Annotated in this window: 28 protein-coding genes; 10 read left to right on the top strand and 18 right to left on the bottom strand. The window is 67.4% G+C overall.

The features are described from left to right. Position 1: 1 nt before the first annotated feature. Genes P0Y33_RS04585 through P0Y33_RS04630 form a run of 10 tightly spaced genes read right to left on the bottom strand, consistent with a single transcriptional unit; the run spans position 2 to position 9173 of the window. Positions 2-709, bottom strand: coding sequence for an adenosylcobinamide amidohydrolase (locus P0Y33_RS04585; protein WP_279529371.1), 708 nt, complete (start codon positions 707-709; stop codon positions 2-4). Then, positions 696-1724 (bottom strand): threonine-phosphate decarboxylase CobD, encoded by a 1029-nt coding sequence (gene cobD, locus P0Y33_RS04590; RefSeq protein ID WP_279529372.1) that lies wholly within the window; start codon positions 1722-1724, stop codon positions 696-698. Before cobD ends, P0Y33_RS04585 begins: the two co-directional genes overlap by 14 nt. Next, complete coding sequence (locus tag P0Y33_RS04595) at positions 1721-2269, bottom strand: NTP transferase domain-containing protein (protein ID WP_328518048.1); 549 nt, start codon at positions 2267-2269, stop codon at positions 1721-1723. The genes cobD and P0Y33_RS04595 overlap by 4 nt, the downstream gene beginning before the upstream one ends. Continuing rightward, the gene (gene cobS, locus P0Y33_RS04600; RefSeq protein ID WP_279529374.1) at positions 2269-3027 is read right to left on the bottom strand and encodes an adenosylcobinamide-GDP ribazoletransferase; all 759 of its coding nucleotides are present in this window, start codon (positions 3025-3027) and stop codon (positions 2269-2271) included. The genes P0Y33_RS04595 and cobS overlap by 1 nt, the downstream gene beginning before the upstream one ends. After that, positions 3018-3935 (bottom strand): adenosylcobinamide-phosphate synthase CbiB, encoded by a 918-nt coding sequence (gene cbiB, locus P0Y33_RS04605; protein WP_279529375.1) that lies wholly within the window; start codon positions 3933-3935, stop codon positions 3018-3020. The genes cobS and cbiB overlap by 10 nt, the downstream gene beginning before the upstream one ends. Further along, positions 3926-4546, bottom strand: a complete 621-nt coding sequence (locus P0Y33_RS04610) for an HAD family hydrolase (RefSeq protein WP_279529376.1) — start codon at positions 4544-4546, stop codon at positions 3926-3928. Before P0Y33_RS04610 ends, cbiB begins: the two co-directional genes overlap by 10 nt. Before the next feature lie 41 nt (positions 4547-4587). Continuing rightward, the gene (locus tag P0Y33_RS04615; protein ID WP_279529377.1) at positions 4588-6108 is read right to left on the bottom strand and encodes a cobyric acid synthase; all 1521 of its coding nucleotides are present in this window, start codon (positions 6106-6108) and stop codon (positions 4588-4590) included. A 33-nt stretch (positions 6109-6141) separates the two neighbouring features. Continuing rightward, on the bottom strand, positions 6142-6834 hold the full coding sequence (locus P0Y33_RS04620; protein ID WP_279529378.1) for a cob(I)yrinic acid a,c-diamide adenosyltransferase: 693 nt from the start codon (positions 6832-6834) through the stop codon (positions 6142-6144). A gap of 9 nt (positions 6835-6843) precedes the next feature. Beyond that, positions 6844-8142 (bottom strand): cobyrinic acid a,c-diamide synthase, encoded by a 1299-nt coding sequence (locus P0Y33_RS04625; RefSeq protein WP_279529379.1) that lies wholly within the window; start codon positions 8140-8142, stop codon positions 6844-6846. Continuing rightward, on the bottom strand, positions 8139-9173 hold the full coding sequence (locus P0Y33_RS04630) for a nicotinate-nucleotide--dimethylbenzimidazole phosphoribosyltransferase (RefSeq protein ID WP_279529380.1): 1035 nt from the start codon (positions 9171-9173) through the stop codon (positions 8139-8141). Before P0Y33_RS04630 ends, P0Y33_RS04625 begins: the two co-directional genes overlap by 4 nt. A gap of 117 nt (positions 9174-9290) precedes the next feature. Between P0Y33_RS04630 and P0Y33_RS04635 the strand changes: the two genes are divergently transcribed. Beyond that, positions 9291-10103, top strand: a complete 813-nt coding sequence (locus P0Y33_RS04635) for a DUF7839 domain-containing protein (RefSeq protein WP_279529381.1) — start codon at positions 9291-9293, stop codon at positions 10101-10103. Here P0Y33_RS04635 and P0Y33_RS04640 read toward each other — a convergent pair whose 3' ends face one another. Together P0Y33_RS04640 and P0Y33_RS04645 are read right to left on the bottom strand one after the other, a co-directional pair. After that, complete coding sequence (locus P0Y33_RS04640; protein WP_279529382.1) at positions 10104-10391, bottom strand: DUF7521 family protein; 288 nt, start codon at positions 10389-10391, stop codon at positions 10104-10106. It lies immediately after the preceding gene. Next, complete coding sequence (locus P0Y33_RS04645; RefSeq protein WP_279529383.1) at positions 10391-10741, bottom strand: ArsR/SmtB family transcription factor; 351 nt, start codon at positions 10739-10741, stop codon at positions 10391-10393. The genes P0Y33_RS04640 and P0Y33_RS04645 overlap by 1 nt, the downstream gene beginning before the upstream one ends. Before the next feature lie 92 nt (positions 10742-10833). Between P0Y33_RS04645 and P0Y33_RS04650 the strand changes: the two genes are divergently transcribed. From P0Y33_RS04650 to P0Y33_RS04680, 7 genes are all read left to right on the top strand, one after another. After that, the gene (locus P0Y33_RS04650) at positions 10834-11364 is read left to right on the top strand and encodes a PadR family transcriptional regulator (RefSeq protein WP_279529384.1); all 531 of its coding nucleotides are present in this window, start codon (positions 10834-10836) and stop codon (positions 11362-11364) included. 464 nt (positions 11365-11828) lie between these two features. Then, complete coding sequence (locus P0Y33_RS04655; protein ID WP_279529385.1) at positions 11829-12029, top strand: helix-turn-helix domain-containing protein; 201 nt, start codon at positions 11829-11831, stop codon at positions 12027-12029. Continuing rightward, positions 11968-12351 carry a winged helix-turn-helix domain-containing protein gene (locus P0Y33_RS04660; protein WP_279529386.1) on the top strand — a complete coding sequence of 128 codons (384 nt, stop codon included), beginning with the start codon at positions 11968-11970 and terminating at the stop codon, positions 12349-12351. The genes P0Y33_RS04655 and P0Y33_RS04660 overlap by 62 nt, the downstream gene beginning before the upstream one ends. After that, positions 12243-12824, top strand: coding sequence for an IS630 family transposase (locus tag P0Y33_RS04665; RefSeq protein ID WP_279530068.1), 582 nt, complete (start codon positions 12243-12245; stop codon positions 12822-12824). Before P0Y33_RS04660 ends, P0Y33_RS04665 begins: the two co-directional genes overlap by 109 nt. Before the next feature lie 427 nt (positions 12825-13251). Beyond that, on the top strand, positions 13252-13668 hold the full coding sequence (locus P0Y33_RS04670) for a DUF5805 domain-containing protein (protein ID WP_279529387.1): 417 nt from the start codon (positions 13252-13254) through the stop codon (positions 13666-13668). Further along, the gene (locus P0Y33_RS04675) at positions 13661-14671 is read left to right on the top strand and encodes a tyrosine-type recombinase/integrase (protein WP_279529388.1); all 1011 of its coding nucleotides are present in this window, start codon (positions 13661-13663) and stop codon (positions 14669-14671) included. The genes P0Y33_RS04670 and P0Y33_RS04675 overlap by 8 nt, the downstream gene beginning before the upstream one ends. 208 nt (positions 14672-14879) lie before the next feature. Beyond that, positions 14880-15575, top strand: coding sequence for a dolichyl-phosphate hexose transferase (locus tag P0Y33_RS04680; RefSeq protein ID WP_279529389.1), 696 nt, complete (start codon positions 14880-14882; stop codon positions 15573-15575). Positions 15576-15746: 171 nt separating this feature from the next. Here the strand turns inward: P0Y33_RS04680 and P0Y33_RS04685 are convergent, their stop codons facing one another. The 5 genes from P0Y33_RS04685 to P0Y33_RS04705 form a co-directional block, all read right to left on the bottom strand. Next, positions 15747-17861, bottom strand: coding sequence for a DUF7846 domain-containing protein (locus P0Y33_RS04685; RefSeq protein WP_279529390.1), 2115 nt, complete (start codon positions 17859-17861; stop codon positions 15747-15749). Further along, a complete protein-coding gene (locus P0Y33_RS04690) occupies positions 17862-19019 on the bottom strand; it encodes an ABC transporter ATP-binding protein (RefSeq protein ID WP_279529391.1) in 1158 nt (385 codons plus the stop codon). After that, a complete protein-coding gene (locus P0Y33_RS04695) occupies positions 19012-20682 on the bottom strand; it encodes an ABC transporter permease (protein ID WP_279529392.1) in 1671 nt (556 codons plus the stop codon). The genes P0Y33_RS04690 and P0Y33_RS04695 overlap by 8 nt, the downstream gene beginning before the upstream one ends. A 4-nt stretch (positions 20683-20686) precedes the next feature. Beyond that, complete coding sequence (locus P0Y33_RS04700; RefSeq protein ID WP_279529393.1) at positions 20687-21844, bottom strand: extracellular solute-binding protein; 1158 nt, start codon at positions 21842-21844, stop codon at positions 20687-20689. Between the two features lie 141 nt (positions 21845-21985). Next, positions 21986-23155, bottom strand: a complete 1170-nt coding sequence (locus P0Y33_RS04705; RefSeq protein WP_279529394.1) for an alpha-1 4-glucan-protein synthase — start codon at positions 23153-23155, stop codon at positions 21986-21988. A 107-nt stretch (positions 23156-23262) separates the two neighbouring features. Here P0Y33_RS04705 and P0Y33_RS04710 point away from each other — a divergent pair, with 107 nt between their 5' ends. Together P0Y33_RS04710 and P0Y33_RS04715 are read left to right on the top strand one after the other, a co-directional pair. Further along, positions 23263-24417, top strand: coding sequence for a thiolase domain-containing protein (locus tag P0Y33_RS04710; protein WP_279529395.1), 1155 nt, complete (start codon positions 23263-23265; stop codon positions 24415-24417). Continuing rightward, a complete protein-coding gene (locus P0Y33_RS04715; protein WP_279529396.1) occupies positions 24410-24790 on the top strand; it encodes a Zn-ribbon domain-containing OB-fold protein in 381 nt (126 codons plus the stop codon). Before P0Y33_RS04710 ends, P0Y33_RS04715 begins: the two co-directional genes overlap by 8 nt. On the opposite strand, the gene P0Y33_RS04720 is transcribed toward P0Y33_RS04715, so the two are convergent. Further along, complete coding sequence (locus P0Y33_RS04720) at positions 24791-25390, bottom strand: hypothetical protein (protein ID WP_279529397.1); 600 nt, start codon at positions 25388-25390, stop codon at positions 24791-24793. Between the last annotated feature and the right edge of the window lie 22 nt (positions 25391-25412).

Raw genomic sequence — 25412 nt, forward strand, 5'->3', positions numbered from 1 at the left:
GTTACTCGCTGATTTCTAACAATTCTGCTCGGACGTCGGTACTGACACCGTATTCGGCGTCTCCGACCGACGCGGGAATTTCCGCGTCCCCGTCCGCGTAGCGCGACTCGACACTCGCCCGGACGGTCTCGCGGACGCAGGCGCGGGCGGCCGCGCCGACGCGCGTCGCGCTCCCGGAGAAGTGCGAAGGGTCGCCCGACGGGTTACACCCGGCGACGACGGCGTCCGTCGTGGTCCCCGGGAAGCCGACCGCGTCGAGGAGCGTGGCGGCTTTCGCCTCCGCCGCGACGGCAACGAGGTTGGCCAGCGCCGCGTCGTCGAGTGCGCGCGTCGTCCCGACGAGCACGTTGACCGTCCCCTCCACCCGTTCACGGTCGTGTGGGAGCGACCCGCCGTCGGGGTCCATCGGCAGGGCCGCGGGGTTCGAGACGCCGGCCGTCGCGACCGCCTCGACCGGCCCACAGCGCGCACGACGGGCGTGTGACTGGTCGACACCGGTGAGGAGGACCGGCCCGTCCTCGTCGAACCCCGAGACGGCGAGACGCTCGTCGACGTAGGCGTCGAGGTCGCGGCGGTCCCACCCCTCGGGGACGGTGACGTTGTACGCGACGTCGGCGTCGACGAAGCCGCCACTCCACCCCGTGGAGAGCCACCGCGTCTCCGCCCGGTGGAGGCGACAGACGCCGTCGCGGACCTCAGTCTCGAACATCGTCCACCCCGAGCGCCGCGAGCAGGCGGTCGTTCTCCTCGGGCGTGCGGACGGCCACTCGGACGTGACTGTCGAGTCCGCGGAAGGTCCTCGCGTCGCGAATCGCCACTCCTCGTTCGCGTGCCGTCGCGAGGATCGCGTCGACGCCCCGCTCGCTCGGATTCGCGTCGAGCAGGAGGAACGGTGCGTCCGAGGGGGAGACGTCGAACTCCTCGCCGAGGACCTCGTGCAATCGCGCTCGCTCGTTCGCGACGCGCTCGCGGGTCTCGTCGACGAACTCGGACTGCCCCATCGCGTGGGCCCCGACGCGGACGGCGGGAGTCCCGAGGTTCCATGCCCGGCGGGCCGTCTGGAGGTCGGCGAGGCGCTCGCCGGTCGCGACCAGAAATCCCGCACGAATCCCCGGCAGCCCGAACAGTTTGGTCAGCGAGCGCGCGACGACCACGCCCTCCTCTCCCGCGAGCGACGGACGGTCGGTGAAGCCGAGGAACGCCTCGTCGACGAGGAGTTCCGTCCCCGCGTCGCGACAACGCGCGGCGAACGCGCGCAGTTCCTCGGTGTCGTAGGCCTCTCCGGTCGGGTTGTTCGGGTTGCAGACGACGGCCATCGTGTGCCCCTCTGGGTCGACGTCGAGGAGTTCGTCGTGTGGCACGAACTCGGGCGTTGCGCCCTGTAGATCCACCTCGCGGGCGTACTCACCGAAACTCGGGTACGGGGCGAGGACGCTGTCGCCCGCCTCTACTCGTGTCTTGACGGCGAGACGGATGCCGGCGAGTCCTCCAGGCGTCGGCACCACGCGCTCGGGCGCGCAGTCGACGTAGTCGGCCGCGGCCCCGCGGTACTCCGGGTAGCCGTCGTCCGGGTAGCGCGTCGCCGCGTCGAGACTCGTCTCGAACACCTCGCGGACGCCCGGCGGGGTCCGCGGGTTGACGTTGGCACTGAAGTCGACGACGGCCGGGTCGTCGTCGCCGCCGTGGGGGACACGTTCGGCCTCGCGGACGGCCTCGGGTTTCACGCCGACTCACCTCTCGCGGACAGCAGCCGTTCGGCTACTGCGGCGTCTCGCCGGTGGTTGACGTTGACCGCGAGACGGGGGTCGTGACTCCGGAACACGGTGTCTTCGTCGTCCCCCACGACGTTAACTCCCGTCGGAACCCACGCGCCGTCTTCGTCACAGCTCACCCCGAGTTCGCGTTTCAGTGCGGCGGGGACCCGGACGCTCGTCGACCCGTCGGCCGCGTCGAGCACCGTATCGACGACCTCGCCCTCCAGGAGCGGCAGGTCGGCCGCGACGGTCAGGACCGGCGTTTCTACCCGTCCCGTATCGAGGGCGGCGAGCAGGTCCGAGACGTATCCCTCGCCGGGCGTCTCTATCGTGGGACAGACGCCGTCGAGGTGCTCGCGGGTGTCGGGTGCGTGTGGCGAGACGACGGCGTAGACGTCGTCGACGGCGCTCTCGGCCAGCGCCTCGAACACCCGGTCGACCATCGGCCGACCGGCCACCTCGAAAAGGGGTTTCTCGACGTCGCTGTCGAGTCGTGTTCCTCGTCCGCCGCACATCAGGAGAGCGTCCACACGACCACCCCCGCGTGCAGGCCGACGACGCGGCCGACCTCGTTGACCGCACCGAAGACGTCGCCGTTGACGCCGCCGAGGAGTCCCTCCAGTCGCCACAGGGCGAACAGCCCGCCGCCGATGGCGCCGACGAACGCACCGAGTGCGACCGGCGAGGGCCACGAGACGAGTGCAACCGGGACTCCGGCGCCGACCGCGAGGCACAGGGCGGGCCAGCCGGCGCGCTCGGTGAACTGCGAGCCGAGTCCCTCGTGGGCGGCCGTGCCGAGGCAGGCCACGGCGGCCATCCCGACCTTCGACCCGACCTCGGCGGCGACGACGACCGCTACCCCCGCGACGAACGGGAGGCGGGCGACGCCGAGCGCCCCGAATCCGAGGCCGAGGAAGGTGAGTCCGACTGCGGCGAGGGCCCCCACGCCGACGGTCGTGTCCTTCAGCACCGTGCGACGGTCGTCGGTGTCGCCGTGGACCACCGTCGCGTCGCCCACGTCCGCGACACCGTCGAGGTGGTTGATGCCGGTGAGGGCGAGTACCCACCCGACGTAGCCGAGCGCGACGGTCCCTGCCGGAAGCGAGAGGGACGACCCGGCGACGATGGGGAGCACGAGGAGCGCGCCCACGACGTAGCCGGCGAGTGAGAACGCCCACGGCGCGCCGCGGAACGCGTTCCACGCCGACTCGTCGTGGCCCACGGGCAGACGCGTCAGGAAGCCGAGCGCCCCGCGGACGGCGTTCAGGGCCACGACACCACCCCCGAGACGAGGAGTGCGGTGAGTAGGGTGGCGAGGACTCCCGCGGTGCCGACGACGCGGACGGCGTGTCTCCCCTCGTTGACGGTCGGGTAGTCGGGTCCGTAGGGGAGGGTGTAGACGTCCGGTTTCTCCAGTCGGACGCCGAGCGCGGCCGCGAGCGTCGCCATCGGCCACCCCGAGTTCGGCGAGGGCGGTGCGTCGGCGTGCTTTCGGGCGGCGGCGAGCGCGCGCGGCGCACCGGCGGCGACGGCGAGCAGGAGCGCGCTCGCGCGGGCGGGCAGCCACATCACGGCGTCGTCCAGTCGAGCGCTCGGCGTCCCGACGCGCTTCGAGCGGTAGCCGAGCATCGAGTCGAGCGTGTTCACTCCCTTCACCCACGCGGCGGCGGCCGCGGCGACCGGGAGCGAGACGACCGACCCGACCGCGAAGGCGAGGAGCGGTGCGACGAGACCGTCCGCGAGATTCTCGGCGGCGCTCTCGACGGCCGCACTCCGGAGTTGGCCGGCGGAGAGGTCCGAGGAGTCCCGGCCGGCGAGCGACCGGAGGCGCTCGCGGGCGTCCTCGACGTCCGACTCGGTCGCCGCGACGACGGCCCGGACTTCGTCGAGGAGCATCCGCAGACTCGTCGTACTGAACAGCACGACGCCGGCGAGGGCGACCGCGAGGAGAGAAGAGACTGTCGAGGCGAGTGCGACGAGACCGCCCGCGACGACCGCGGCGAGGAGTGGGAGGCCGACTGCGGCCGCCGTCCCGACGACCAGCGGGTGGTCACTCTCCCGGTCGACGGCGCCCGCGGCCCGACCGAACCAGACGACGGGGTGGAGGCGACTCGGAAACTCCGAGAGGGTGAGGTCGAGGAGGAGAGCGAGACCGACGGCGGCCGCGGCGTTCACTCCCACAGCGACGCCTCCAACTCGGTCGCGACGTGGGGGAGCGGAGTCTCTTCGACGTGGAGACAGCGCCCGCCGACACGTTCGATACCGGCGTCGGCCGCCGAGTCGCCGACGTGGACGAGATGAGTCGGTGGGACACCGAGTTCGTCCGCGACGGTCTCGAAGGCCCGTCTGTGCGGTTTGCGCCACCCACAGCCGACACTCGTCACGACCGTATCGAAGGTGGGGAAGCCAGCCCGCTCCAGCGTCCGCTCGACGAGGCCGGGGACGCTACAGTTCGAGAGGAGTCCGACCGGCCCCTGCCTGCGGGCCACCCGGAGCGCCTCGCGTGCACCGTCGCGGACCGTGATCGGTCGGTCGAAGGCGTCGAGGACGGCCGCGACAGCGGTCGGTCCGGAGACGTCGACGCCACGGCTGTCGAGCGCGGCGACGACGTGTCGTGGCAGGGGGAGTTCCGCGCCGTCGGCGACGTCGACGTGTCGTTCCCGGTACGCCGACTCCCAGTCGTCGGGGACGGCGACACCACGTGCGCGGAGGGCGTCGGCGACGGCCTCCGCCGAGTCGTCCGGACGCTCGGTCGTCACGAGCGTCCCGAAGAGGTCGAAGGTAGTCGCCACTGTGAGGGATAGATACGTGCGAGCGGACTTGAAAATCTCGGTCATCCTCGGGGGTGGAGTGCTCGAAGGTCGACGTGTTCGCGGACGAGGGCCGCCGCGTCGTCGTACGGGTTCGACGACGGCACACCCGTCTCGTCTCCCGGTCGAGTGCACCCCGCGTGTCGGTACACCGCGTCGACGAACGCCTCCCGTGCGTTCTCGTTCTCGAAGAGTCCGTGGAGATACGTCCCGAGGACTCGCTCGGTGGTCGCACTCTCCGGCCCGACGGGGTTCGGGAGGTGCTCGGGCACGTCGGTCCGACCCGCGTGAATCTCGTACCCCGAGACCGGTCCGGTCGCGCCGGCGAGCGGTCCCGTCTCCGCCGAGAGGTCGAAGGTACTGCCCACGACGCGTTTCTCCTCCGAGAAGCGTGTCTCGACCGGGAGCAACCCGAACCCCTCTACGGCGTCGACCACGTCGGCCGACTCGACGCCCGCGTTCGTGATACGCTCGCCGATTAGCTGGTAGCCACCACAGAGGCCCACGACGGGGCCGTCGAACGCGGCGAGTTCGTCGCCGAAGTCCGCCTCCCGGAGGGCGAGGAGGTCGTCGACGGTGTTCTTCGTGCCGGGGAGAACGACCGCGTCGGCCGTCTCGAGGCTTCCCTCCGGCGGGACGTAGGCGACCCGGACACCCGGCACGCGCGCGAGGGGTTCGAGGTCGGTGAAGTTGGAGATTCGGGGGAGTCGCGGGACGGCGACAGTCACCGACCGCTCCACTGGGACGCCGTCGTCCGCACCGACGACGCCGGGTCCACGCTCCACGTCGTCCGGGAGGCCGACGCTGTCCTCCTCGGGGAGACCCGGGTCGTCGTAGGGGAGGACGCCGAGGATGGGGACGCCGCTCCGGTCTTCGAACTCCTCGACACCGGGTTCGAGTAGTGAAACGTCGCCGCGGAACTTCGTGACGACCGCGCCGGAGACCTGCTCGCGGACGTCGTCCGGCATCAGTTCGAGGGTCCCGTAGAGGCTGGCGAACGCGCCGCCGCGCTCGATGTCGACGACGAGCAGGACGTCGGCCGAGGCGAAGCGGGCCGTCTCCAGGTTCGCGAGGTCCCGGTGCCGCAGATTTATCTCGGCGATGCTCCCCGCGCCCTCGGCGACGACGACGTCGTGTTCGGCGGCGAGGCGGGCGTGGGCCGCCTCGGCAGCGTCACGGGCGCGCTCCCAGTGCTCGTCGTAGTAGTCGCCGGCGCCGAAGTGGCCGACCGGCCGGCCGTCGATTACCAGTTGGCTCTCGGCGTCGCCGCGCGGTTTCAACAGCACCGGGTTGTGGTCCGTGTTCGCCGGGACTCGAGCGGCACGGGCCTGGACGTACTGCGAGACGCCGATCTCGCCCCACCCCTCCCCGTCGACCCCTTTAGCGACCGGGACTGCGCGGGCGTTGTTGCTCATGTTCTGTGCCTTGAACGGCGCGACCGACACACCGCGGTCGGCGAAGTGCCGGCAGAGGCCCGCAGCGACCGTGCTCTTGCCGACGTGGCTCGCAGTACCGGCGACGAGGATAGTTCGTGACTCGGACATTCTGTATAGCGAAATGTTGTTTACGTGTCGCCCTCAGTACTCCGTTCCCTTCCGGGCACGCTGGCCGGCGTCGATCGGGTGTTTCTGTTTTCTCACTTCGGTCACCAGATCGGCGTGCTCCGTGACGAAGGTCGGTTCGTCGTGGCCGCCGGTCAGGACGAGTTCGAGGTTTTCGGGTTTGTCTTCGACGAGTCGGGCGACGTCGTCGGGGTCGACGAGTCCGCGATTGGCGGCGTAGCAGAGTTCGTCGAGGACGAGCATGTGTACCCCCTCGTCCGCCGGGGCGTCGAGGTCGAGCGGGCCGTCCACGTCGCGGGCGGCGTCGACGAGTTCCGCCGCGCGCTCGAAGGCGGCCATCGCCTTCGCCTCGTGTTCGTCGTCCGCGCTCCCGTCGAGGAAGCCGTGCCAGCCGTAGTGGCCGGCGTTCTCGTAGGTGAACCCCGGCATGGCGTCGATGGCGTTGTACTCGCCGCGGACGTCTTCGACGCTCGCGGTGCCGCCCTTCATGAACTGGAGCATGTGGACGCGGTAGCCGTGGCCGGCGGCGCGAAAGCCCATCCCCATCGCGGCGGTGGTCTTCCCCTTCCCGTCGCCCCACCACACCTGCACGAGACCGAACTCCTCGGGGGCGGCCGGTTCGATGTCGCGGGCGGTGGGCGTGCGGCCCTTTCCGGGTGTCTGTGCGTGCTGGTCGTCGATGTCGGTCGTCGGTGTGTCGTCGGTCATGGTCGTGGTTCAGAGTCGGTCGAGGAACGTATCGAAGGCACCGCTCTCGGCGTGGACATGGGCGTACGTCCCCAGCGTGCGGTACTCGGTGATGCCGTCGTGGTCGCCGTCGATGCCGGTACCGCGCTCGACGTCGAAGGCGAAGCGGGCGTCGGTGGCGACGTCGGCCGACGAGTAGTGGAACTCGTGGCCGCGCAGCGCCTCGCCAGCGTCGGCTGAGAGGGTGTCGTCACGGGCGACGAGTTCGACGTGGTCGAGCGCCTGGTAGCGATCCTGCATTGTCACGTCGGCGGGGAGGACGCCCGCCATCTCGTGGGTCTCGCCGTCGGTCGTCGTGAGTGACTCGGTGAGGGCCATCAGGCCGCCACACTCGCCGAGAACCGGGAGTCCGTCGGCGGCCCGTTCACCCAGCGTGGCGAGCGCGGGCGACGTGGCGAGCGCCTCGCCGTGGAGTTCGGGGTAGCCGCCGGGGAGGTAGACCCCGTCGCAGTCGGGCAGGTCGTCGCCGGCGACGGGCGAGAACGTCACTACTTCGGCACGCTCGCGCAGGCGCTCGCGCGTGGCGGGGTACTCGAAGCAGAACGCGACGTCGGAGGCGACGGCGACGCGCTTCCTCGTCGCGGGGCCGGGTTCGGGGAACTCCGGACGCGGTGGGGTTCGACCCGCCTCGACCAGTCCCTCGACGTCGACGTGCTCGGCGGCCGCGTCGAGTGCCTCGGTGTCGAGGGCGGTCTCCGCGCCCATGTGGAGTCCGAGGTGGCGGTCGGGAATCTCCAGGTCGGGGCTCGGTGGGATGCGTCCGAAGAAGTCGAGGGTGTCGGGGAGCGCCTCGCGGATACCCTGCTCGTGGCGGCCGCCGTGGGCCTGCTGGGCGAGGACGCCCACGACGTCGACGTCGTGGCCCGCGGCGTCGGCGTACTCCCGAAATCCGAGCGCCGTGGCCGCGACGCTCTCCATCCCCGCGCCCGCGTCCACGACGAGGACAACTGGGAGGTCGAGCGTCTCGGCGACGTCCGCGGTGCTCGCGACGCTCCCGTCGTAGAGACCCATCATCCCCTCGACGACGCAGAAATCGCCCTCGCCGCGGTAGTAGTTCCGCCGGACGCCGTCTGCCCCTTCGAGCCAGGGATCGAGCGTCCGGGAGGGTTTCTCCGCGACGGCGCGGTGGTGACTCGGGTCGATGAAGTCCGGGCCGGCCTTCGCCGGTTGGGGGTCGTAACCCGCCCGCTCAAGCGCCCGGAGGACGGCCAACGTGGCGACAGTCTTCCCGACACCCGACCCCGTCCCGCCGAGGACGACGCCCCTCATGGTGTCGCCTCCGTCGCGGTGACGCGGTCGTAGACGTCGACGACGCGCTCGCGGACGGTCCCCATCTCGACGCCCGCCTCGTCGGCGAGCGCGAGCGCACCGCCCATCCCGACGCCCTCCTTCGCCTCGCCGCGCAGGAACGCCGCCATCGCGGGGTGGTCGTCCCGGATGTCGAACCCTGGGTCCGTAACCGTCAGGTCGACGTCGAGGTCGGCCACAAGGTCGCGAACTCCCGCCGACGAGTCGGCGGCGACGAACGAGGTAGTCGCGAGCGTGAGCGGCGCCTCGACTCCCGCGTGACGGACGAGCGCGCCGGCCGTCGCGAGCTGTGTCCCGCCGGCGAGCAGGACTTCGGTCTCGGTCTCCAGTGCGCCGACGGCCAGGCCGGCGACGGTGGCGAGGACCGGGTCACCCATCGACCGGACGGCTTTGGTGGGCTGGCCGGCCAACGCTCCGGGTTCGACGTCGCTCGCGTCCAGTCCCGCATCGACCACCTCGCGCTTGAGGGCGAGAGGGTTCTCGGGGAGCGACGAGGACACCGCTCGACGCTCGCCCAGGGCCGCGAGGACGCCCATCGCGGTCGTCGTCCCGCCCGGAATCGTCTCCGCGAGGACGAGTCGGTCGGCCGGGTGGGCCGCCCCGAAGCGCCGGGCGGCCGCGAAGACTGCCCCCGCGTCGGAGACTGCGACGGGTTCGCGGACGTCCGCGCCGGGTGACGCGTCCACCTCGACGGTCGGCGCACCCGTCGGTTCGGCCAGGCCGCCGTCGACGACGAGGGTGTCGAAGTCGAAGTCGAAGTCGAGGTCGTGACCCACTGCCTCGACGACCGCGCGGGTGACGACGGCCGGCGTCGGGCACCCGGACGGACTCACCGGAACGACCGGCGAGCGGACCGGTTCGCCGTAGGTGAGTATTTCGGCGTCGGCGCTCGGCGTGTGGCGCATCAACGCCGGATCCGCTCCGGCGGCGCTGATGCCCTCGATGTCTGCGGTCCGGGTCGACCCGGCCACGAGGAGGAACTGGGTGTCCACGGTCGTCTCGTGGAAGGGGCGCGCCGGAACATGAAACCACTGTTTAGCTACCACAACTGGGGTTGCTCGGCGGCTAGTGCAAAGTTACTTGTGCAGCGCACTACTCGACTTTCAGTAATGGCCGACCCGAGCGACGTGGGGGAACTGGGGGTCCTCCGGAGCAAGCGGAACGCGACGCGCTACCAGATTCTCGTCGAGATCGCCGAGCGCCAACCCGCGGTGAGCCAACGCGAGATCGCCGAATCGATCGGCGTTACGGCGCAGGCCGTCAGCGACTACCTCGGCGATCTCGTCGACGAAGGGCACGTCCGCAAACACGGCCGCGGGCGCTACGAGGTGACCAAGGAGGGGGTGGACTGGCTCATCACCCAGACCGACGACCTCCGGGAGTTCGTCGAGTACGTCTCCCAGCAGGTCATCGAGGAGGTGGAGATCGAGACGGCCATCGCCACGTCGGCGGTCGAGGAGGGCCAGCGCGTCACCCTCTCGATGCGCGAGGGCGTCCTCCACGCGACCCCGGACGGGGACGGTGGAGCCACGGCCGTCGCCATCACCGACGCCGAACCCGGCCAGGACGTCGGCGTGACGGAGTTCGAGGGGATGCTCGATTACGAACCGGGGACCGTCACGGTACTCTCGGTTCCGCCGGTCCAGGACGGTGGCAGCGCCGCGCTCCCTGAAGGTGCCGTCGCCGACCGACTCGAGGATCACGACCTCGTCGCTGCGGCGGGGACCGAGGCGCTGGTCGCCGTCCGGTCGGCGGACACCGAACTCGACCTCCAGTTCGGGACCGTCGAGGGCGTCCCCGAAGCCGCGAGCAAGGGGCTCTCGGTGCTCCTCGTCGCCACGACGGACGAACTCTCGCGACACACCGACCTCCTCCGCGAGCAGAGCGTCGGCTACGAAGTCGTCGACGCCGTCGAGCGCTGACTACCGGTACAACGAGAGGTAGAGCATGCTGAAACCGACGATGAACGGGACGGTCTCGGCGATGTGGAAGTAGACTGTGTAGTCGCCGAGCGAGGCACCGAGGTTGCCCATCGCCGCCCCCATGCTGAGGAAGGCGAAGCCGACGAAGGCCGACTCCAACCGCTCGGTCCGGTGTCGACGGTAGGCCTCGAAACTGATGAGCGTGAGTCCGAGCGAGAGTGCGAACACCACGAGCCGGAGGAGGAACAAGACGGTATGGGCGACTCCTTCGAACGGGACGGCGCCCATCACGGCTCTCCGGCGAGGTCGTCCCAGAGTTCGACGAACCGTTCGGTGATGTCCTCTCGCCGCTCGACGACGACGTCGTACCCCTCGTCTTCGAGACTCACTCTTGTCTCATCGAAGTTGCACGTGAAGACCTCGTAGTGGTTCCCGTCGGCCGCCGCCCGCATCTCGCTACGGATGAGGTCGTACTCGCGAAGCTCTTCGAGGCGTCGGTAGACGGTCGGGAGGGAGATTCCCGTCCGGTCGCTGATCTCCTTCGCGGAGCACGGCTCCTGTCGAGTAGCGAACAAGACCTGTCTCGCTCGTCCGTCTCCGATGACGTTGAGCACTGCTTCCCCCTCGTTTTCCCTCACTATTCAGTGGGTTTCGGCCCAGTTCCAAATACCTTTCTCACGCGATGAAAACGCTCGTGACCAATTATATACGTATACGAATAGTGTCAGATATGGTTGGGAGCCAGGGGGAGATGGGGGGATCCATCTCCGAGAGTGGTATCGACATCGACCGACACGACGAGTCGTCGGGGGACGACGCCGTCGCGCGCCTCCTCCGCGAGATAGAGGGGGCGTCGGCTGGACCGGTCGAGCGAATGGACTTCGAGCGCATCCGTCGCGAGACCTTAGAGCCGATACTCGCCCGCGAGGGCGACCAGTTCCGGTTCGACGACGGACTCGTGAAGGAGAGCCTCGACGAGTTGCTCGTCTCGCTGGTCGCGCTTCGCGCAGAGGGGACCCACGGGAAGGCGCTCATCGAGGCGCTCGACTCCGTCTTCGACGTCGACCTCAGTCCGGGGACCGTCTACCCCCGACTCCACCGCCTCGACGAACGCGGCATCCTCGACGTCCACGAGATGGTGCGGACGAAGGAGTACACCGTCGCCGACGAGGGGGCGGTGCGCAACCTCGCGACGGACGCGATGTACCAGCACTGCGCGATGGCGCTCTTCTTTTGCACCGCCCTCGAACAGTTCGAGTAAAGGTCGCGTCACCGTCGCGCCGACCCTGATCGGTCGGCGACGGACGCCAACTTCGGTATCGCGATATAGAGTTTATGCGTCCCGAGTCGGACACTATTGAGACCTATCTGTGGGGACAAATTCACCGACTTCCCGCAGTGCGGTTCGCGACGCCGCCGAACTAAGTACAGTGTCCGCCGATGCCCGCGACGTCCTCGACGTCGAGTGCGGTGTGTGGCGTGCGATTGCTGTGAACAGTGGGAAGAGAGAAGAGACCGCGACGGCCCGAGCGGACCGCTAGGCGGCGAGAGACGCCGAGCAGTCGTCTTGGTAAAGTCTCTCCGCACGCCGGTGTAGTCACGTCCTCATGGGTGGTCGCGCTCCAACTGGCTGTCGCCCCCACGACTCGGGCGGGTAGCCAAGCACGGAAGGACTTGCTATAGTAGTCGTTAGAACTTTCCGCACGGATACTGTGATAGTACGTAATGGACCACCTTGACGAGATCTCTGTCGAAGAACTCCAAGAGGCTCTTGACAACGTGGACGGGAAGAAGCCGACAAAACGGCTGTTAGCGGCGATTGCGTACAAAAACGGTGTCACGCAGACCGAGCTAGCTGAATGGCATGATACCGGTCGTCGAACGATCTACAGGGCTCAAGCGACTCGACACCGACGAGTCGCTTGAGCACGCCGTTACTGATGATAAACGAACTGGGAGAAAGCGGAAACTCTCAGAACCACAGCAACAAAAGTTCGAAGACGCAGTCCACGATCCTCCCGAGGAGGTTGGGATCGACGCGCCGGCGTGGACGCCGGCGCTCGCCCAAGAATTTCTCGCGGACACCTTCGACGTTGAGTACTCAATCCCCAGCTGCCGGCGGCTGTTGAAAGAAGCGGGATTGAGCTATCAAAAACCACGCCGGACAGCCGCCGAAGCCGACGAAGACGAGCAAGAGGAGTTCCACGAAGAGCTCAAAAAAAGCGGCGGGAAATGGACGCCACCGTAGTCTGTATCGATCAAACCAAGAAATCCGTGCAAGTTGAGCCGCGTGCCGCGTGGTTTCCGCGCGGCACGCGGCCCTCCGTTGAACTCTCTGGACAACGCGAGTGGACGTGTTTGCTCGGTGCGATCACCGAAAACGGTGATCGCTTCTTCTCCCGATTTACCGAGTACGTCACGGCCGAACACGCGAAACATTTCATTTTAGCGTTATACGAAGAATTTGAGAAAGACTTGCTCATCGTCCTCGATGGAGCGTCGTATTTCCAGTCGGCCGTCACGGACCTCGCGGACCGTGACGGCCTTGATTTCGTGACGTTACCATCGTACTCACCGGAGCTAAACCCTGTCGAGGAGTGCTGGAGACAGCTCCAAGCATCTCTGAGCAACTGCTTCTTTGACTCACTTGACGAGCTTACAACCGCGATCGATACCGCTCTTGACCAACTCTCTATCCCAAAAGTGAGCAACTATTTCTAATCGGTACTATAGCACTGATTAGCCACCTACGCCCTGGCCCGACTGATCGAGGCCCGGTCTCACCCTCTTCACGACGTCTCGGCCCTCGGCCTCCCGACACGGTTCTCCACTAGTCGAACGTCAGTCCGAGAAACTGGCACCCGCCGCGAATCGAGGTTCGTCGCGACACTCCTCGGGACTCGTGCTTCCGGAGTGCACTCCCGCCTCGTGCTTTGGTCTCGCGTGTGGCCGTCGAACCACTCGACCTTACGACACTGAATTCTGTACCCAGGTTTCTTCGACGTCGACCGACCGGCCACCGAAGATAGATCCTAAGATTGAGATATAGTACTATATTGGGGCATATTGTGAGTATACCCTCCTGTCTTAGTGGAGTAAGACCGAGTGATGGGACAGATTGATTACGACGGCCCGAGACGGACCACACGTGACCGACGCCGAACGAACGGCGGTCCGGACCTACGTCCCCGCCGCGCAGAAGGAACGCTGGAAGGAACACGCCGACGAGCTCGACATGAGCCAGAGCGAGTTCGTCCGGACGATGGTCCAGGCGGGCCGAAGAGGGTTCCTCGACGGTGAATCGACCGGCGAACGGGATTCCGGATCCGGACCCGACCGCGAGGAACCCCGTTCTGGAGACGCTACCCCTGGGGGTCACGGCCTCGAAGACGCCGTCCTCGAAGCACTCGATCGAGGGGGGCCGCTCGGCTGGGACGATCTCGTCGACGCGGTGACCGGCGAGATCGAAGACGAGGTCGAGGAGACACTCGACGACCTCCAGCGCGCGAACCGGGTCAGGTACAGCGGTCGCGACGGCGGCTACGTCCTCGTCGACGATGTCTGAGGACGACCCCGTCGCGTACTTCCTGGAGGACATGGAGTTCCACGGGCGGACCGAACGGACCCGTCGCGAGTACGAGCGTGTTCTCCGCGACTTCGAGTCTTCGGTGGGTCGGTCGGGGGTCGCCCCGGAACACGTCACCTACCGGGACTGTATCTCGTGGGTCCACGGACTCCGTCGGTCGTACAGCGAGGGGACCGTCGCGACGTACGCGGGCTACCTCCACCGGTTCTACGAGTACATGACGCAGGTCGGCCGCTTCGAGTCGAATCCGATGACTCTCGTCATGGAGGAAATCGACGAGTCCATCGACAAGAACCCGGCACGACGCGACATCACCGTCCCGCAGATGCGTTCGTTCGTCCGAGACGTTCGTCACCCCCTCCACCGTGCGGTCGTCTGTACCTTCCTCAAGACAGGGATGCGTGTCGGCGAGTTGTGCAACCTCGACCTGCGGGACCTCCACCTTCTGGACGCAACGATCGGCGAGTACGACCTCGGTGGTCGTCCTCAACTCGACGGCCGACGTGCGTCGATATTCGTCGACGACGCGCCGTCGAGAGGCGAGGCGCACAACGGCGAGGAGCGGACGGCGTCCAACAAGCGCAAGCGTCCGACGGTCGTCCCGGTCGACGACGAACTTCGACAGGTGCTCCGCGAGTGGCTCGCGATCCGGCCGGACGTCGACTCGCCGGCAGAACCGCTGTTCGTTCGGACGAGTGATGGTTGGGGGAGCCGTCTCGACCCGAGTGCCGTCCAGCACTTCGTCGCCTCGTACGCGTCCGAGCACGGGTGGTACGAACGGGGTGCGGGGGCGACACAGAACGTCACCCCCCACTACTTTCGGCACTTCTTCACCACGCACCTCCGCGACAGGACCGGCGACCGCGGCGTCGTCAAGTACCTTCGGGGCGACGTCGCCGACGACGTGATCGACACGTACACGCACAACTGGGGCGACCGGGTGCGAGAAGTCTACCTCGACAATATCTACTCACTCCTCTGACACCTCTCTCCGTCGCGCCAACGACGCGTAAACTACATGTCGCTATACAGAATTGGCGTGTCGTCGGTGACTAGCTAACTGCGATATTCGGGCCGGACGAGGGCTGACGACCGGGTCCGGAATCGAAGTGGCTCTTCTCGTGGTGAGCCGGGACGGCGTTCGATTGGTTTTGGTAAGCCTAAAATGTGCACGGCGGGAACTGCTGGTAATGACCGAGACGGAACCCCCGTTTGGACTCGACGACGTGAGCGTCGTCATGGGCGCGTACAACGAAGAGGAAGCGATCGAAGACGTGCTCACCGACATCGAGGCGGCTACGGACGGGCAGGCCGAGATCGTCGTCGTCGACAGTTCAGAGGATCGGACCCCCGAAATCGCACGCGAGCACGGCGCCGAGGTTGTCCGCCAGCCTCCACGAGGGTACGGAGAGGCCGTTCGCGAGGCCCTGCTTTCGGCGTCGAACCCCGTGCGGGTCACGACCGACTGTGACGGCACCTACCCGATGGAGCGCATCCCCGACTTCCTCGACCTGATCAACGAGGGCTACGACGTGGTCAGCGGCGACCGGCTCTACCACGGTGCCGACACGATGCCGCCGTTCAATCGGTTCGGCAACCACGCGTTCGCGGCGCTCGCGAGCGGCCTGATGGGCGAGCGCGTCCACGACGTGACGACGGGGATGCGGGCCTACCGTGCCGACCTGATCGAGGACGTTACGTGGACCGAGAACACCGGTCTGTCCGCGGAACTCCTCCTTCGCCCGGTCATGCGCGACTACCGCGTTCGCGAGGAACCCATCGAGTACGACGAGCGGCTCGGGGAGACGACGCTCGACCCCCTCACGGGCGGCGCAGCGATCGCGAAGTCCATCGTGAAGGTCTGTCTCGAAGAGCGGCGTCGGTGAGTCATCGACTTCGGATCGTTCTTCGCTAAACCACCGGAGAGAGAGAGTTTTTCTGTGGAGACGGAACCAGACCTCCCGTGCCACCGCGAAGCACCACGACGGGGGCCTCGGTTGTGCGGAACGACCCGTCGTGGCCGGGAGTTCCGCCTGTCAGCCTGTCACTCCCTGTCCTCACGCCGTCGACGTGTTCGCTAATTGTGCCTCGACGAAGACGCCACGGGGCGTCTCCCCGACGTAGGCCGCCTCGCCGCCGCAGAGTCGCGGCCGGTCGCAGTACTCGAGGTACGGCGTGATGGCCCGAACTTCCCCACCGGTGCGTTCCACCGGCAGGCGGAGTCGGTAGCTGAACTCAGCCCCGGGCCCCCGGTCGACGAAGACGGCCACCTCGATAGAGTCGCGGTCGTCGATGGCGACGGGGCCACTGCCAACGCCGACGCGTCGGATGTCGTCGCCGCGCAGTCGGACGGCGCCGTCCTCAACGACGACACGGAACGGGAGTTCCTCGGGCGTGCCGTTCACCGCGTAGTAGGCGTGGCCCTCCTCCGTCCCGAGGCGGAGCGACGCCGACTCCGTCCCCGCGGGGAGACCGACCGCCGCGTCGACGACGACGCGTTCGCCTCGGGCGACGCGGACGCGCTGGAGCGTCGACTCGACCGGGACGTTGTCCGTCGGGACCCACGACCCGCGGTAGACGTAGCGGTACTTCGTCCGGTTCTCGAAGGTCGCAGCGACGTCGAACGACCGGATTCCATCGAGTGCGTACACCACGTCACCGTCGAAGCCGGGGTCGTTGCGGAGTTCCTGGAACGGGTGGTTGAGCCACGGCCCGTACGGCGTCGGGAGATAGACGAGCGCGTGCTGGAGGTCACGCTCCACGAACGGTTCGTACCCCATCGCTAGTTGCTGGGACACCTGGTCGTTGCGCTGGAGCGGCGGTGCTGCCTCGTTCGCGGCCGCCCCCGCCACTACGGCCGAGGTGACGAGCAGGAACGCGACGGCGACGCGACGAGCGGCCGTCCCGTCGATCCGCTCGTCGACTCGCTCGTGGACCTCACTCGTGCCCGTGAGGAGTCCGTGTGCGGCGAACGCCGCCGTCGGAACGAGCAGGTCGAAGTGGTAGTACGGCCCGAGGAAGTAGACGAGTCCGTCGTCCGGGTCGGCGATACCGCCAAGGACGTTCAGGTTCCCCCAGAACGCGACGTTCCCGACGATCACCGAGACGAAGAGTCCGGCGAGGACGCCCCGCCGCCAGTCGTCCCGACGGGCGAGGAACAGTCCGACGCCGACAGCCGCGAGTAGCGTGCCCACGGGTCCGCCGACCACCCACTCGGTGAACAGCGTCTCGACGACCTGTCGGTTGGCGCGGAGGGCGAGTTCGACCGTGTAGTTCACGTCGTGGCCCAGGATCTGTCGGTGGCCGAACCCGAGACCGTCGAGCGGTGCGAACGCCTGGTAGGGGAAGACGAAGGCGTGGCCGGTCAGGATGGCGTTGTAGCCGAGCGTGACGGCGACGCCGACGAGACCGAGTCCGGCGGTGGCGACTCGCCGTCGGACGAGCGCGTCGCGCCACGGTTCGTCGAACACTGTTGAAACTGTACAGTGTTTCCATACTGTCCACACTGCGTGGGTGATGAACGGCGTGGCGAACAGGACGGCGGTGTACGGGCGGGCGAAGAAGGCGACGCCGACGGCACCGCCGGCGATCGCGGCCCAGCGGACACTTCCCTCCCGCTCGGCCCGGAAGTAGGCCAGTGCGAACAGGAGGTTGAACGCTGTCGTCGGCGCGTAGGGGAGGAACGTCCCGACCTGCACGAGGAACATCGGGGAGGCGAGCAGGAACGCACCGGCGAGGAGACCGGTCCGTGCGTCGAAGACCTCCCGCGTCACGGCGTAGGTCAGGTAGACGCAGGCGGCGGCGACTCCGACGAGCGCGAGTCGGAAGCCGCCGAGGAGTTTCCCGAGTGCGAAGAAAATCGCCGTCGGTGGCGCGTACTTCGGGTAGAGGACGTCACCCGACCGCTCGGGGACGGGGACGGCCGGTCCGTTCGGCGACTCGGCGTCGACGAAGAACCAGGGGTCGAAGGCCTCCTCAACCGGCGGGCGGAGGTAGAGTTTCCCTTCGAGGAGCATCGCGGCCTGCTGGAGGTAGACCCCTTCGTCGTGGTTGATCGAGTGGTAGGGGAAGACCCACAGCGAGACGAGGAAGGCGGTGAGTCCGGCGACGGCGGCGAGCGCGAGCGCACCGTGACTGGCACGGACGCGGGTACGGACGCGACCGACCACCATCTACTCGGTCGGGTACCAGGCGAGGGAGTGGTCCGCGACGAGGTCGACGTGTACGGCCTGGCCGACGTCGAAGTTCTCGGCGTGGTTGTGCAGACAGCGGACCACGTCGCCGTTCGCGAGTTCGACGTGGTAGACGAACGACGGGCCGGTGTACTGACGCTGGACGATGCGGCCGTCGGCCTCGTTCTCGGCCGGGGCGGGCGTCAGCCGCAGGTCGTCCGGCCGCACGAGGACGTCGACCATCGCGCCGACGTACTCGTCGGCGAGTCCCTTCAGCAAGTCCGGCTGGAACGAGCCGATGGTCGTGTCGATGGACTCCTGGCTCACGCGCGCGGAGAGGAAGCCTGCCTGCCCGAGGAAGGACGCGACGAAGCGCGACTTCGGGTGTTCGAACACCGCCTCCGGGTCGCCGACTTGCTCGACCTGCCCGTCGTTCATGACGGCGACGCGGTCGGAGATGGAGAGTGCCTCCTCCTGGTCGTGAGTGACCGAGACGGCCGTGACGCCCGCCTCCTTGAGGATTCGGCGGACTTCCTCGCGCATCTCGACGCGCAGGCGGACGTCGAGGTTCGAGAAGGGTTCGTCGAGGAGGAGGATGTCCGGTTCGGGGGCCAGCGAGCGCGCCAGGGCGACGCGCTGTTGTTGGCCGCCGGAGAGCTGATCGGGTCGCCGCTCGCCCATCCCCGAGAGCCCGACGAGGTCGAGGAGTTCGTCGACGCGTTCGTCGGTCTCCTCCTGGTCGGCGTCCGTGAGGCCGAACGCGATGTTCTCGCGGGTGGAGAGGTGCGGGAAGAGTGCGAAGTCCTGGAAGACGATACCGACGCCGCGTTCTTCGGGTTCGACGAACGTAGTCTCGTCGGCGACGGGTTCGTCGGCGAGTTCGATGCGGCCCTCCGTCGGCCGTTCGAGACCGGCCATCAGCCGGAGCGTCGTGGTCTTCCCACAGCCTGAGGGACCGAGGAGTGTGAGTAACTCGCCGTCGCGGATGTCGATGGAGACGTCGGTGACGGCGGTCTCGGTCCCGTACGCTTTGGTAACGTCGTCGAGACAGAGGACGGCGTCCCGCTCGGTGTCGGGTGGCTGCTCGTCGGCGGTCGTTGCTCTCGTCAAGCCCTGTGCGTCCGAGTTCACGTCGGGTGTGTATTCGCTGTCAGCCATTGTATCGTTCCCGTGCCAGGATGACCACCATCGAGAGAGCCGAGATGCCGACCAGGACGAGCGCGGGGACCGCGGCTCGGCCGTAGTAGCCTGCGCCCTGAACTAACCAGATGTAGGTGACGAGTGTATCAAAGCCTGTCGGATGGAGCAGGAGCGTCGCGGGCAGTTCCTTCATGGTGGTGAGGAAGACGAGCGCCGCGCCCGCGGCGACGCCGGGTGCGATGAGTGGGAGCGTCACCTTCCGGAACGCCGTCCGCGGCGAGTGGCCCAGCGTCCGGGCCGCCTCCGTGAGCTTCGGGTCCACCTGTAATACCGAGGAGCGAACCGTCCCGACGGCTTGCGGGAGGAAGCGCACGACGTAGGCGAAGACGAGCAGCGGGAGCGTCTGGTAGAGACTGGGTGCGAAGTTCGCGCCGAAGAAGACGAGCGCGAGCCCGAGGACGACGCCCGGCGCGGCGTAGCCGACGTAGGTCGCGCGGTCGATGACGGTCGTGATGGCCGAGTCGGTCCGCGCAGAGAGGTAGGCGACCGGGACGGCGAGGACGACGGCGGCGAGGGCCGCGAGCACCGAGACGTACACCGAGTTGAACCCGTACACCCACTCGAACTCGAAGCCGACGGCGCCGTAGCCGGGTGCCGAGCGGAACAGCCACATTACCAGTACGCCCATCGGGACGACGAGACAGAGGAAGGCGACGGCCGCACAGAACAGCGTCGCCGGCAGTTTCAGCCAGCCGAGTCCGACCCGGTCGCTCCGGCCCTGCCCGCGGGTGACGTACGCCGAAGTGTCGCCGCCGCCGACCTGCGACTCGATGGCGAGGATGACGACGGTGACGAGCAGGAGTTGGATGGAGAGCAACGCGGCGAAGTCCCGCGCGAACGTGTTGTACTCGACGAAGATGACGCGGGTAAACGCGTCGTAGTGCATGATGGCCGGCGTCCCGAAGTCCGACAGCGCGTAGAGTGCGACGAGCAGCGCGCCGGCGGTGACGCCGGGCAGGATCTGGGGCAGCGTCACCCGGCGGAACGCCGCGAGCGGCGAGTGCCCCAGCGTCCGGGCGGCCTCGAACTGGGTCGCGTCGAAGGAGAGCAACGACGCCCGCGTCGTCAAGAAGACGTACGGGTAGGTGAACAGGGTGAGGACGAGCGCGGCGCCCTCGAAGCCGTAGATGACCGGAATCTCGGCGATGCCCAGCGGTTCAAGCAGGTCGGCGAGCACGCCACGCGGGCCGAACGCCGAGACGAAGGCGAAGGCGCCGATGTAGCTCGGCACGACCAGCGGGAGTGCACAGACGACCGTCCAGAACCGTCGGAACGGCAGGTCTGTCTGCACGGTCAATACTGCCAGCGGGACGCCGATGACGAGCGACCCCGCCGTGACGGCGATGACGAGTAGAAGGCTGTTCAGGAGGACGTCGAGCGTCGACGCCTGGAGGAGTTCGCCGAGCGCGCCGAAGACGTTCGCGTCGAACTCGACGACGAACGGAGTGAGAGAAAGTTGGGCCGTGACGTCGAACCCCTGGACGAAGAGCCAGAGGACCGGCGAGAGGACGACCGCCGCGATGGCGCCGGAGACGAGTGTTAGTCCGAGCGGAAGCGACTCCCGATCCTCGCCGAGCGAGGTCTGGTCCGCGAGCCGTTGGAGGCGGTCGTCGGTACTCATCCGTTCAGGCGAGGACGCCGGTCTCCTTCATCAGTTCGATGGTCGGCTGGATGTCTGAGAGCTTCGAGAGGGAGAGTTCCGGCGGGTTCAGTTCGTCGATGGTCGGGAGCCCACCGACGGGCTGGACACCCGGAATCATCGGGTAGGCGAACGTTCGCGTCGCGAAGAACTCCTGGGCCTCCGCGGAGAGGAGGTGGCGGATGAAGTTCTGGGCGAGTTCCTCGTTCTGCGTGCCCTTGATGATCTCCGCACCGGAGGCGTTGACGAGCGCGCCGGCGTCGTCTTTCGTGAACGCGAGTTCGATGGGTGCCTCGGGACGGGCCGACTTCACCCGCACCGCGTAGTAGTGGTTGGCGAAGCCGGCGGCGATTTCGCCGTCCGCGACGGCGTTGGAGACGAGGAACTCGTCGGGGTACTCGGTGATGTTCTGCTTCTGCATCCCGTTGAGCCACTCCTTGGTCTTCTGTTCGCCGTTGAGGACGCGCATCGCCGTGACGAACGACTGGAACGCGCCGTAGGTCGGCGCCCAGCCCATGTTGCCCTGGAGCGTCGGCGCGCCGGGGAAGTCGAGGACCTTGTCGGGGATGTCCGAGCGCGAGAGTTTGTTCGTGTTGAAGGGGACGCTACGCGCACGGCCCGCGACCCCGACCCACTGGTCGTCGGGGTGGAAGTTCTTCGGGACCGGCTTCACGACCTGTTCGGGGAGCGTCGTCGCGTAACCCGCCTCGGCGACCGTCCCGAGCGAACCGGCGTCGACGGCCCAGAAGACGTCCGCTGGGCTGTTGCCGCCCTTCTGCTCCTGGATGATGGTGTTCGCGAGCGTCGCCGAGGAGTTGATGCGCGGCTTCGGCTCGAACTTCGGATACATCTTCTTCAGGAGGTCGAGGAGCGCCACGTAGAGGCCACCCTCACCGCCGCCGAGGTAGATGGTGAGTTCGCCTTCGAGCGCGGGGAGGTCCTCGATGCTCGTCCCCTGTGGCTCGGGGCGCTGCTCGACGAGCGGACCGGACCCGCGGAAGTCCGACAGCGTGATCTGCTCTTTGCCCTGCTCGCCTCCGTTCCCGCCCGGCAGGGCGCTACACCCTGCGAGCGCACTGCCCGCAAAGGCGGTCCCTGTCGCCGCGAGGAACCGACGTCGCGTCTGCGAGTTGCGGTCGCTCATGTCTATCGGATTAGGTGGGCCTAAAACCTTTATAGCTACCGATTCGGGAGAGTGCGTGAGGGGCTATCGGCCCCCGTAGCCCGCTTGCGTTTTCGAGATTCTCACTCGCGTCAGTCGTTCTCGTTCGACGCTCAGGATCGCCTAGTCGTCCGCCGGAGCCGCGACTTCCTGCTCGGTTTCGAGACCACCGAGTTCGTCGAGGCAGTCGAGCCAGTCCTGCATGAACTCCCCGCAGTAGGTGAAGAAGTCGCCGTTGTTGTACTCGTCCCAGTCGCCGGCGACGAAGGCGTCGGCCATCTCCGCGAACACCTCGGCGTAGGAGTCGGCGTCCTCGCCGACGTCGTCGACGATCTCCCAGACGTGCTCGTTCAGTTCGAGACCGGCAACCTCGTTCTGGAGGTCGTCGAACGTCGAGCGCGGGGCCTTGTTGTGCTCGCAGAGCGGCGCACCGTTGTAGACGTGTTTGTCGAGCACGTCGGCGGCGCGCTTGAGGAAGACGCCCGACCAGATGTCGTCGAAGCGTCCGACCTCCCACTCGTTGTCGTCCATCGGGAGCTGGTAGAAGGCGGGGACGACCTCGCGCTCGAAGGCGAGGTTCATCGAGCAGACGGTGAGGTAGTCGCCTTGGGCGGCGACGAAGTCCTCGTCGAAGTCCTCCTTCGAGGTGCGGGTCTGGGCCTGCCCCTGCAGGTCGCCGTCCATCAGGATGCGCACGGCGTCGAGGTCCGGCACGTTCGTCCAGAGGCCCTGCGAGGCGACGACGTCGTCGACGTACTCGGTCGTCTCCTCAATCTCCTCGTCCATCGCAGAGTAGGGGTAGCCCCGTGGGTAGAGGTCGTTGTCGCCCTGGTAGAGGACGTTGATCCACTGCTCGTCCGAGGAGACGGTCGTGATCTCGCCCTCGAAGTCGAGGTTGGCCATGTGGGTGCCGAAGAAGTCGTCGTCGGGGTGTGGGAGCGTGTCGTCGTCGATGAAGAAGCCGTAGTCGAACTCCTCATTCGCCCAGAGGTAGAGCAGGCCGAAGGAGGTCTGCGCGTGGGAGGCTTCGGGGATCAGGTGGGAGTAGTCGGAGACGCCCTGCGCCTCGAACCACTCCTCGCGGCCTTCGCCGTCGAAGACGGCGCCCGCGACGCCCTCCTCGTCGAGCATCTCGCGCATGCCCTCGGTGTCGCAGAAGTCCTCGGTCACGAGGACGACGAACAGTCGGTCGAGGTCGAAGCCGTGCTCGCGGGCGTTCTCGAAGTACTCCCGCATGCACTCGTACTCGCGGATGGTCGGGACGACCACACAGATGTCCTGCTGGGCGCTCATTCGTTACTCCACTCTTGTTTAGGGTTGCCTAAAAGGTGTGTCGTTTCCGCTCGTGCCGGTCGAGTGAATCTCGAACCTATATACTCCTCCGACGAAACCACCGAAGTATGAGTCGCGTTGCACTCGTCGGGGCGTCGATGACCGAATTCGGCGACCGCGACGCCTGGGTCCGCGAACTCCTCGCGGAGGCGGGCGACGCGGCGCTCGCCGACGCGGGCGTCGACCCGAACGACCTCGACCACCTCTACGTCTCGAACATGGCCAGCGGCGAGTTCGAGGGCCAGACTGGCGTCCCGAACGCCCTCGCCCACGACCTCGGCGCCATCGGCGCGTACACCCAGCGCGTCGACCAGACCAGCGCCTCCGGCGGCGCGGGTGTCTACGCCGCATGGCAATCCGTGGCGTCCGGCGCCTCCGATCTCACGTTGCTCGTCGGCGGCGAGAAGATGACCCACGAGACCACCGCCAACGCCACCGACGTCATCGCCTCGCTCACCCACCCCGTCGAGTACAAACACGGCGTGACGCTCCCAAGTTTCGCGGGGCTCACGGCCCGGAAGTACCTCGACGAGTACGACGCGCCCCGCGAGTCCCTCGCGAAGGTGGCCGTCAAGAACCACGAGAACGGTCTCGACAACCCCCACGCGCAGTTCCGCAAGGAGGTCGACGTCGAGACGGTGATGGACTCGCCCATCGTCGCCGACCCGCTGCGTCTCTACGACTTCTGTCCCATCACGGACGGGAGCGCGGCCCTCCTCTTCTGTCCGGAGGAGGTCGCCAGCGAGTACACCGACGACTACGTCGTCGTCGAGGGTATCGGCGGCGCGACGGACACCCACGTCGTCCACGAGCGAGAGGACCCGACGACGATGCAGGGCGTCGTCGACTCTTCCGATCAGGCCTACGAGATGGCCGGCCTCGGCCCAGACGACGTCGACGTGGCGGAACTCCACGACATGTTCACCATCCTCGAGTTCCTCCAGAGCGAGGACCTCGGCTTCTTCGAGAAGGGCGAGGGGTGGAAGGCCGTCGAGGAGGGCGTCACCGACCGCGACGGCGACCTCCCCATCAACACGTCCGGCGGCCTCAAGTCGAAGGGCCACCCCCTCGGCGCCTCCGGAGTCGCACAGGTGTACGAACTCTACAAGCAGTTGCTCGGCGACGCGGGCGCTCGACAGGTCGACTGCGAGGTCGGTCTCGCCTGCAACGTCGGCGGTTTCGGCAACTGCGTGACCACCACCGTCCTCTCGAACGATGTCTGAAAGCGAACCCACCTTCGACGCACACGCCTGCGAGAACGGCCACCTGACCTACCCCGGCCACGAGCGCTGTCCGGACTGTGGCGCGCCCCAGGAAGAGACGGTCGACCTCTCCGGGGAGACCGCGGAGGTCGTCACGTGGACGACGAGCACCGCGACGCCGCCCGGCGTCCGCCAGCCGAACCACCTCGCCATCGTCGAGTTCGATGTCGAGGGCCAGGCGGTCCGCGCGCTCGGCCAACTCACGACCGGCGAGGTCGAGATCGGCGACGAAGTCCGCCCCGTCTACGCCTCGCGGCTCCGCAACCCCGACGCGGGTATCCGTCACCCCGACAGCCAGGAGTGGGACGGCTTCCGCTTCGAGCCAGTCGAGTAACTAGCTCCCGGGCCACCCGAGGACGCCGTCGTCCTCGTCCTCGTCCTCGTCTCCGTCTGATTCCTCGGATTCGGACTCGGACTCGGAACTCTCGTCTTCGTCCGTGTCTTCGGTCTCGTCTTCGCTCTCGCCGTCGGTGTCGTCCTCGTCGGCGTCTTCGTCACCGTCGTCTTCTGTGCCGTCCTCCGTGGACTCTTCGGCATCGTCCGCTGACTGTTGGTCCTCGTTCACGTCTTCGGGGCCATCGTCATCGTCGGCGTCTTCCGTTCCGTCTTCGTCCTCGTCGCTGTCTTCGTCTCCGCTCGCGTCGTCTGAATCCTCGTCGTCGGGGTCGTCCTCGTCGGCGTCCGAATCGTCGCTGTCCCCGTCGTCGGAGTCCTCGTCGTCCTTGTCCTCGGGGTCGTCGTCCTCGCCACCGGAGTCCGGGATGATTCCCGTATCCTCGTCGCGGTCGTCGTCCTCGTCCTCGTCGTCTTCGTCGTCGGTGGCGTCGACCGCGTCGCCAACGGACTCGGCCGTCTCCTTCGCCGAATCCGTCACGTCGCTCAGTTTCTCTCCCGCCCGGTCGAGTAGTCCGTCGTCGTCACTGTCGTCTCCCATATTTTCAAGAAGTGTATCTACA

It is taken from the genome of Halospeciosus flavus (assembly GCF_029814175.1).
In the GTDB taxonomy this organism is placed as follows: Archaea; Halobacteriota; Halobacteria; order Halobacteriales; family Halobacteriaceae; genus Halospeciosus; species Halospeciosus flavus.

Excerpts from the sequence above, each read along its gene's own strand:
- P0Y33_RS04705 (WP_279529394.1), bottom strand. The coding sequence starts at position 23,155 with ATGAGCGCCCAGCAGGACATCTGTGTGGTCGTCCCGACCATCCGCGAG.
- P0Y33_RS04695 (WP_279529392.1), bottom strand. The coding sequence starts at position 20,682 with ATGAGTACCGACGACCGCCTCCAACGGCTCGCGGACCAGACCTCGCTC.
- P0Y33_RS04640 (WP_279529382.1), bottom strand. The coding sequence starts at position 10,391 with ATGGGCGCCGTCCCGTTCGAAGGAGTCGCCCATACCGTCTTGTTCCTC.
- P0Y33_RS04615 (WP_279529377.1), bottom strand. The coding sequence starts at position 6,108 with ATGTCCGAGTCACGAACTATCCTCGTCGCCGGTACTGCGAGCCACGTC.
- P0Y33_RS04715 (WP_279529396.1), top strand. The coding sequence starts at position 24,410 with ATGTCTGAAAGCGAACCCACCTTCGACGCACACGCCTGCGAGAACGGC.
- P0Y33_RS04710 (WP_279529395.1), top strand. The coding sequence starts at position 23,263 with ATGAGTCGCGTTGCACTCGTCGGGGCGTCGATGACCGAATTCGGCGAC.
- P0Y33_RS04690 (WP_279529391.1), bottom strand. The coding sequence starts at position 19,019 with ATGGCTGACAGCGAATACACACCCGACGTGAACTCGGACGCACAGGGC.
- P0Y33_RS04720 (WP_279529397.1), bottom strand. The coding sequence starts at position 25,390 with ATGGGAGACGACAGTGACGACGACGGACTACTCGACCGGGCGGGAGAG.
- P0Y33_RS04620 (WP_279529378.1), bottom strand. The coding sequence starts at position 6,834 with ATGACCGACGACACACCGACGACCGACATCGACGACCAGCACGCACAG.
- P0Y33_RS04660 (WP_279529386.1), top strand. The coding sequence starts at position 11,968 with ATGATACCGGTCGTCGAACGATCTACAGGGCTCAAGCGACTCGACACC.
- P0Y33_RS04635 (WP_279529381.1), top strand. The coding sequence starts at position 9,291 with ATGGCCGACCCGAGCGACGTGGGGGAACTGGGGGTCCTCCGGAGCAAG.
- P0Y33_RS04685 (WP_279529390.1), bottom strand. The coding sequence starts at position 17,861 with ATGGTGGTCGGTCGCGTCCGTACCCGCGTCCGTGCCAGTCACGGTGCG.
- P0Y33_RS04680 (WP_279529389.1), top strand. The coding sequence starts at position 14,880 with ATGACCGAGACGGAACCCCCGTTTGGACTCGACGACGTGAGCGTCGTC.
- P0Y33_RS04675 (WP_279529388.1), top strand. The coding sequence starts at position 13,661 with ATGTCTGAGGACGACCCCGTCGCGTACTTCCTGGAGGACATGGAGTTC.
- P0Y33_RS04700 (WP_279529393.1), bottom strand. The coding sequence starts at position 21,844 with ATGAGCGACCGCAACTCGCAGACGCGACGTCGGTTCCTCGCGGCGACA.
- P0Y33_RS04585 (WP_279529371.1), bottom strand. The coding sequence starts at position 709 with ATGTTCGAGACTGAGGTCCGCGACGGCGTCTGTCGCCTCCACCGGGCG.
- P0Y33_RS04655 (WP_279529385.1), top strand. The coding sequence starts at position 11,829 with ATGGACCACCTTGACGAGATCTCTGTCGAAGAACTCCAAGAGGCTCTT.
- P0Y33_RS04625 (WP_279529379.1), bottom strand. The coding sequence starts at position 8,142 with ATGAGGGGCGTCGTCCTCGGCGGGACGGGGTCGGGTGTCGGGAAGACT.
- P0Y33_RS04595 (WP_328518048.1), bottom strand. The coding sequence starts at position 2,269 with ATGTGCGGCGGACGAGGAACACGACTCGACAGCGACGTCGAGAAACCC.
- P0Y33_RS04650 (WP_279529384.1), top strand. The coding sequence starts at position 10,834 with ATGGTTGGGAGCCAGGGGGAGATGGGGGGATCCATCTCCGAGAGTGGT.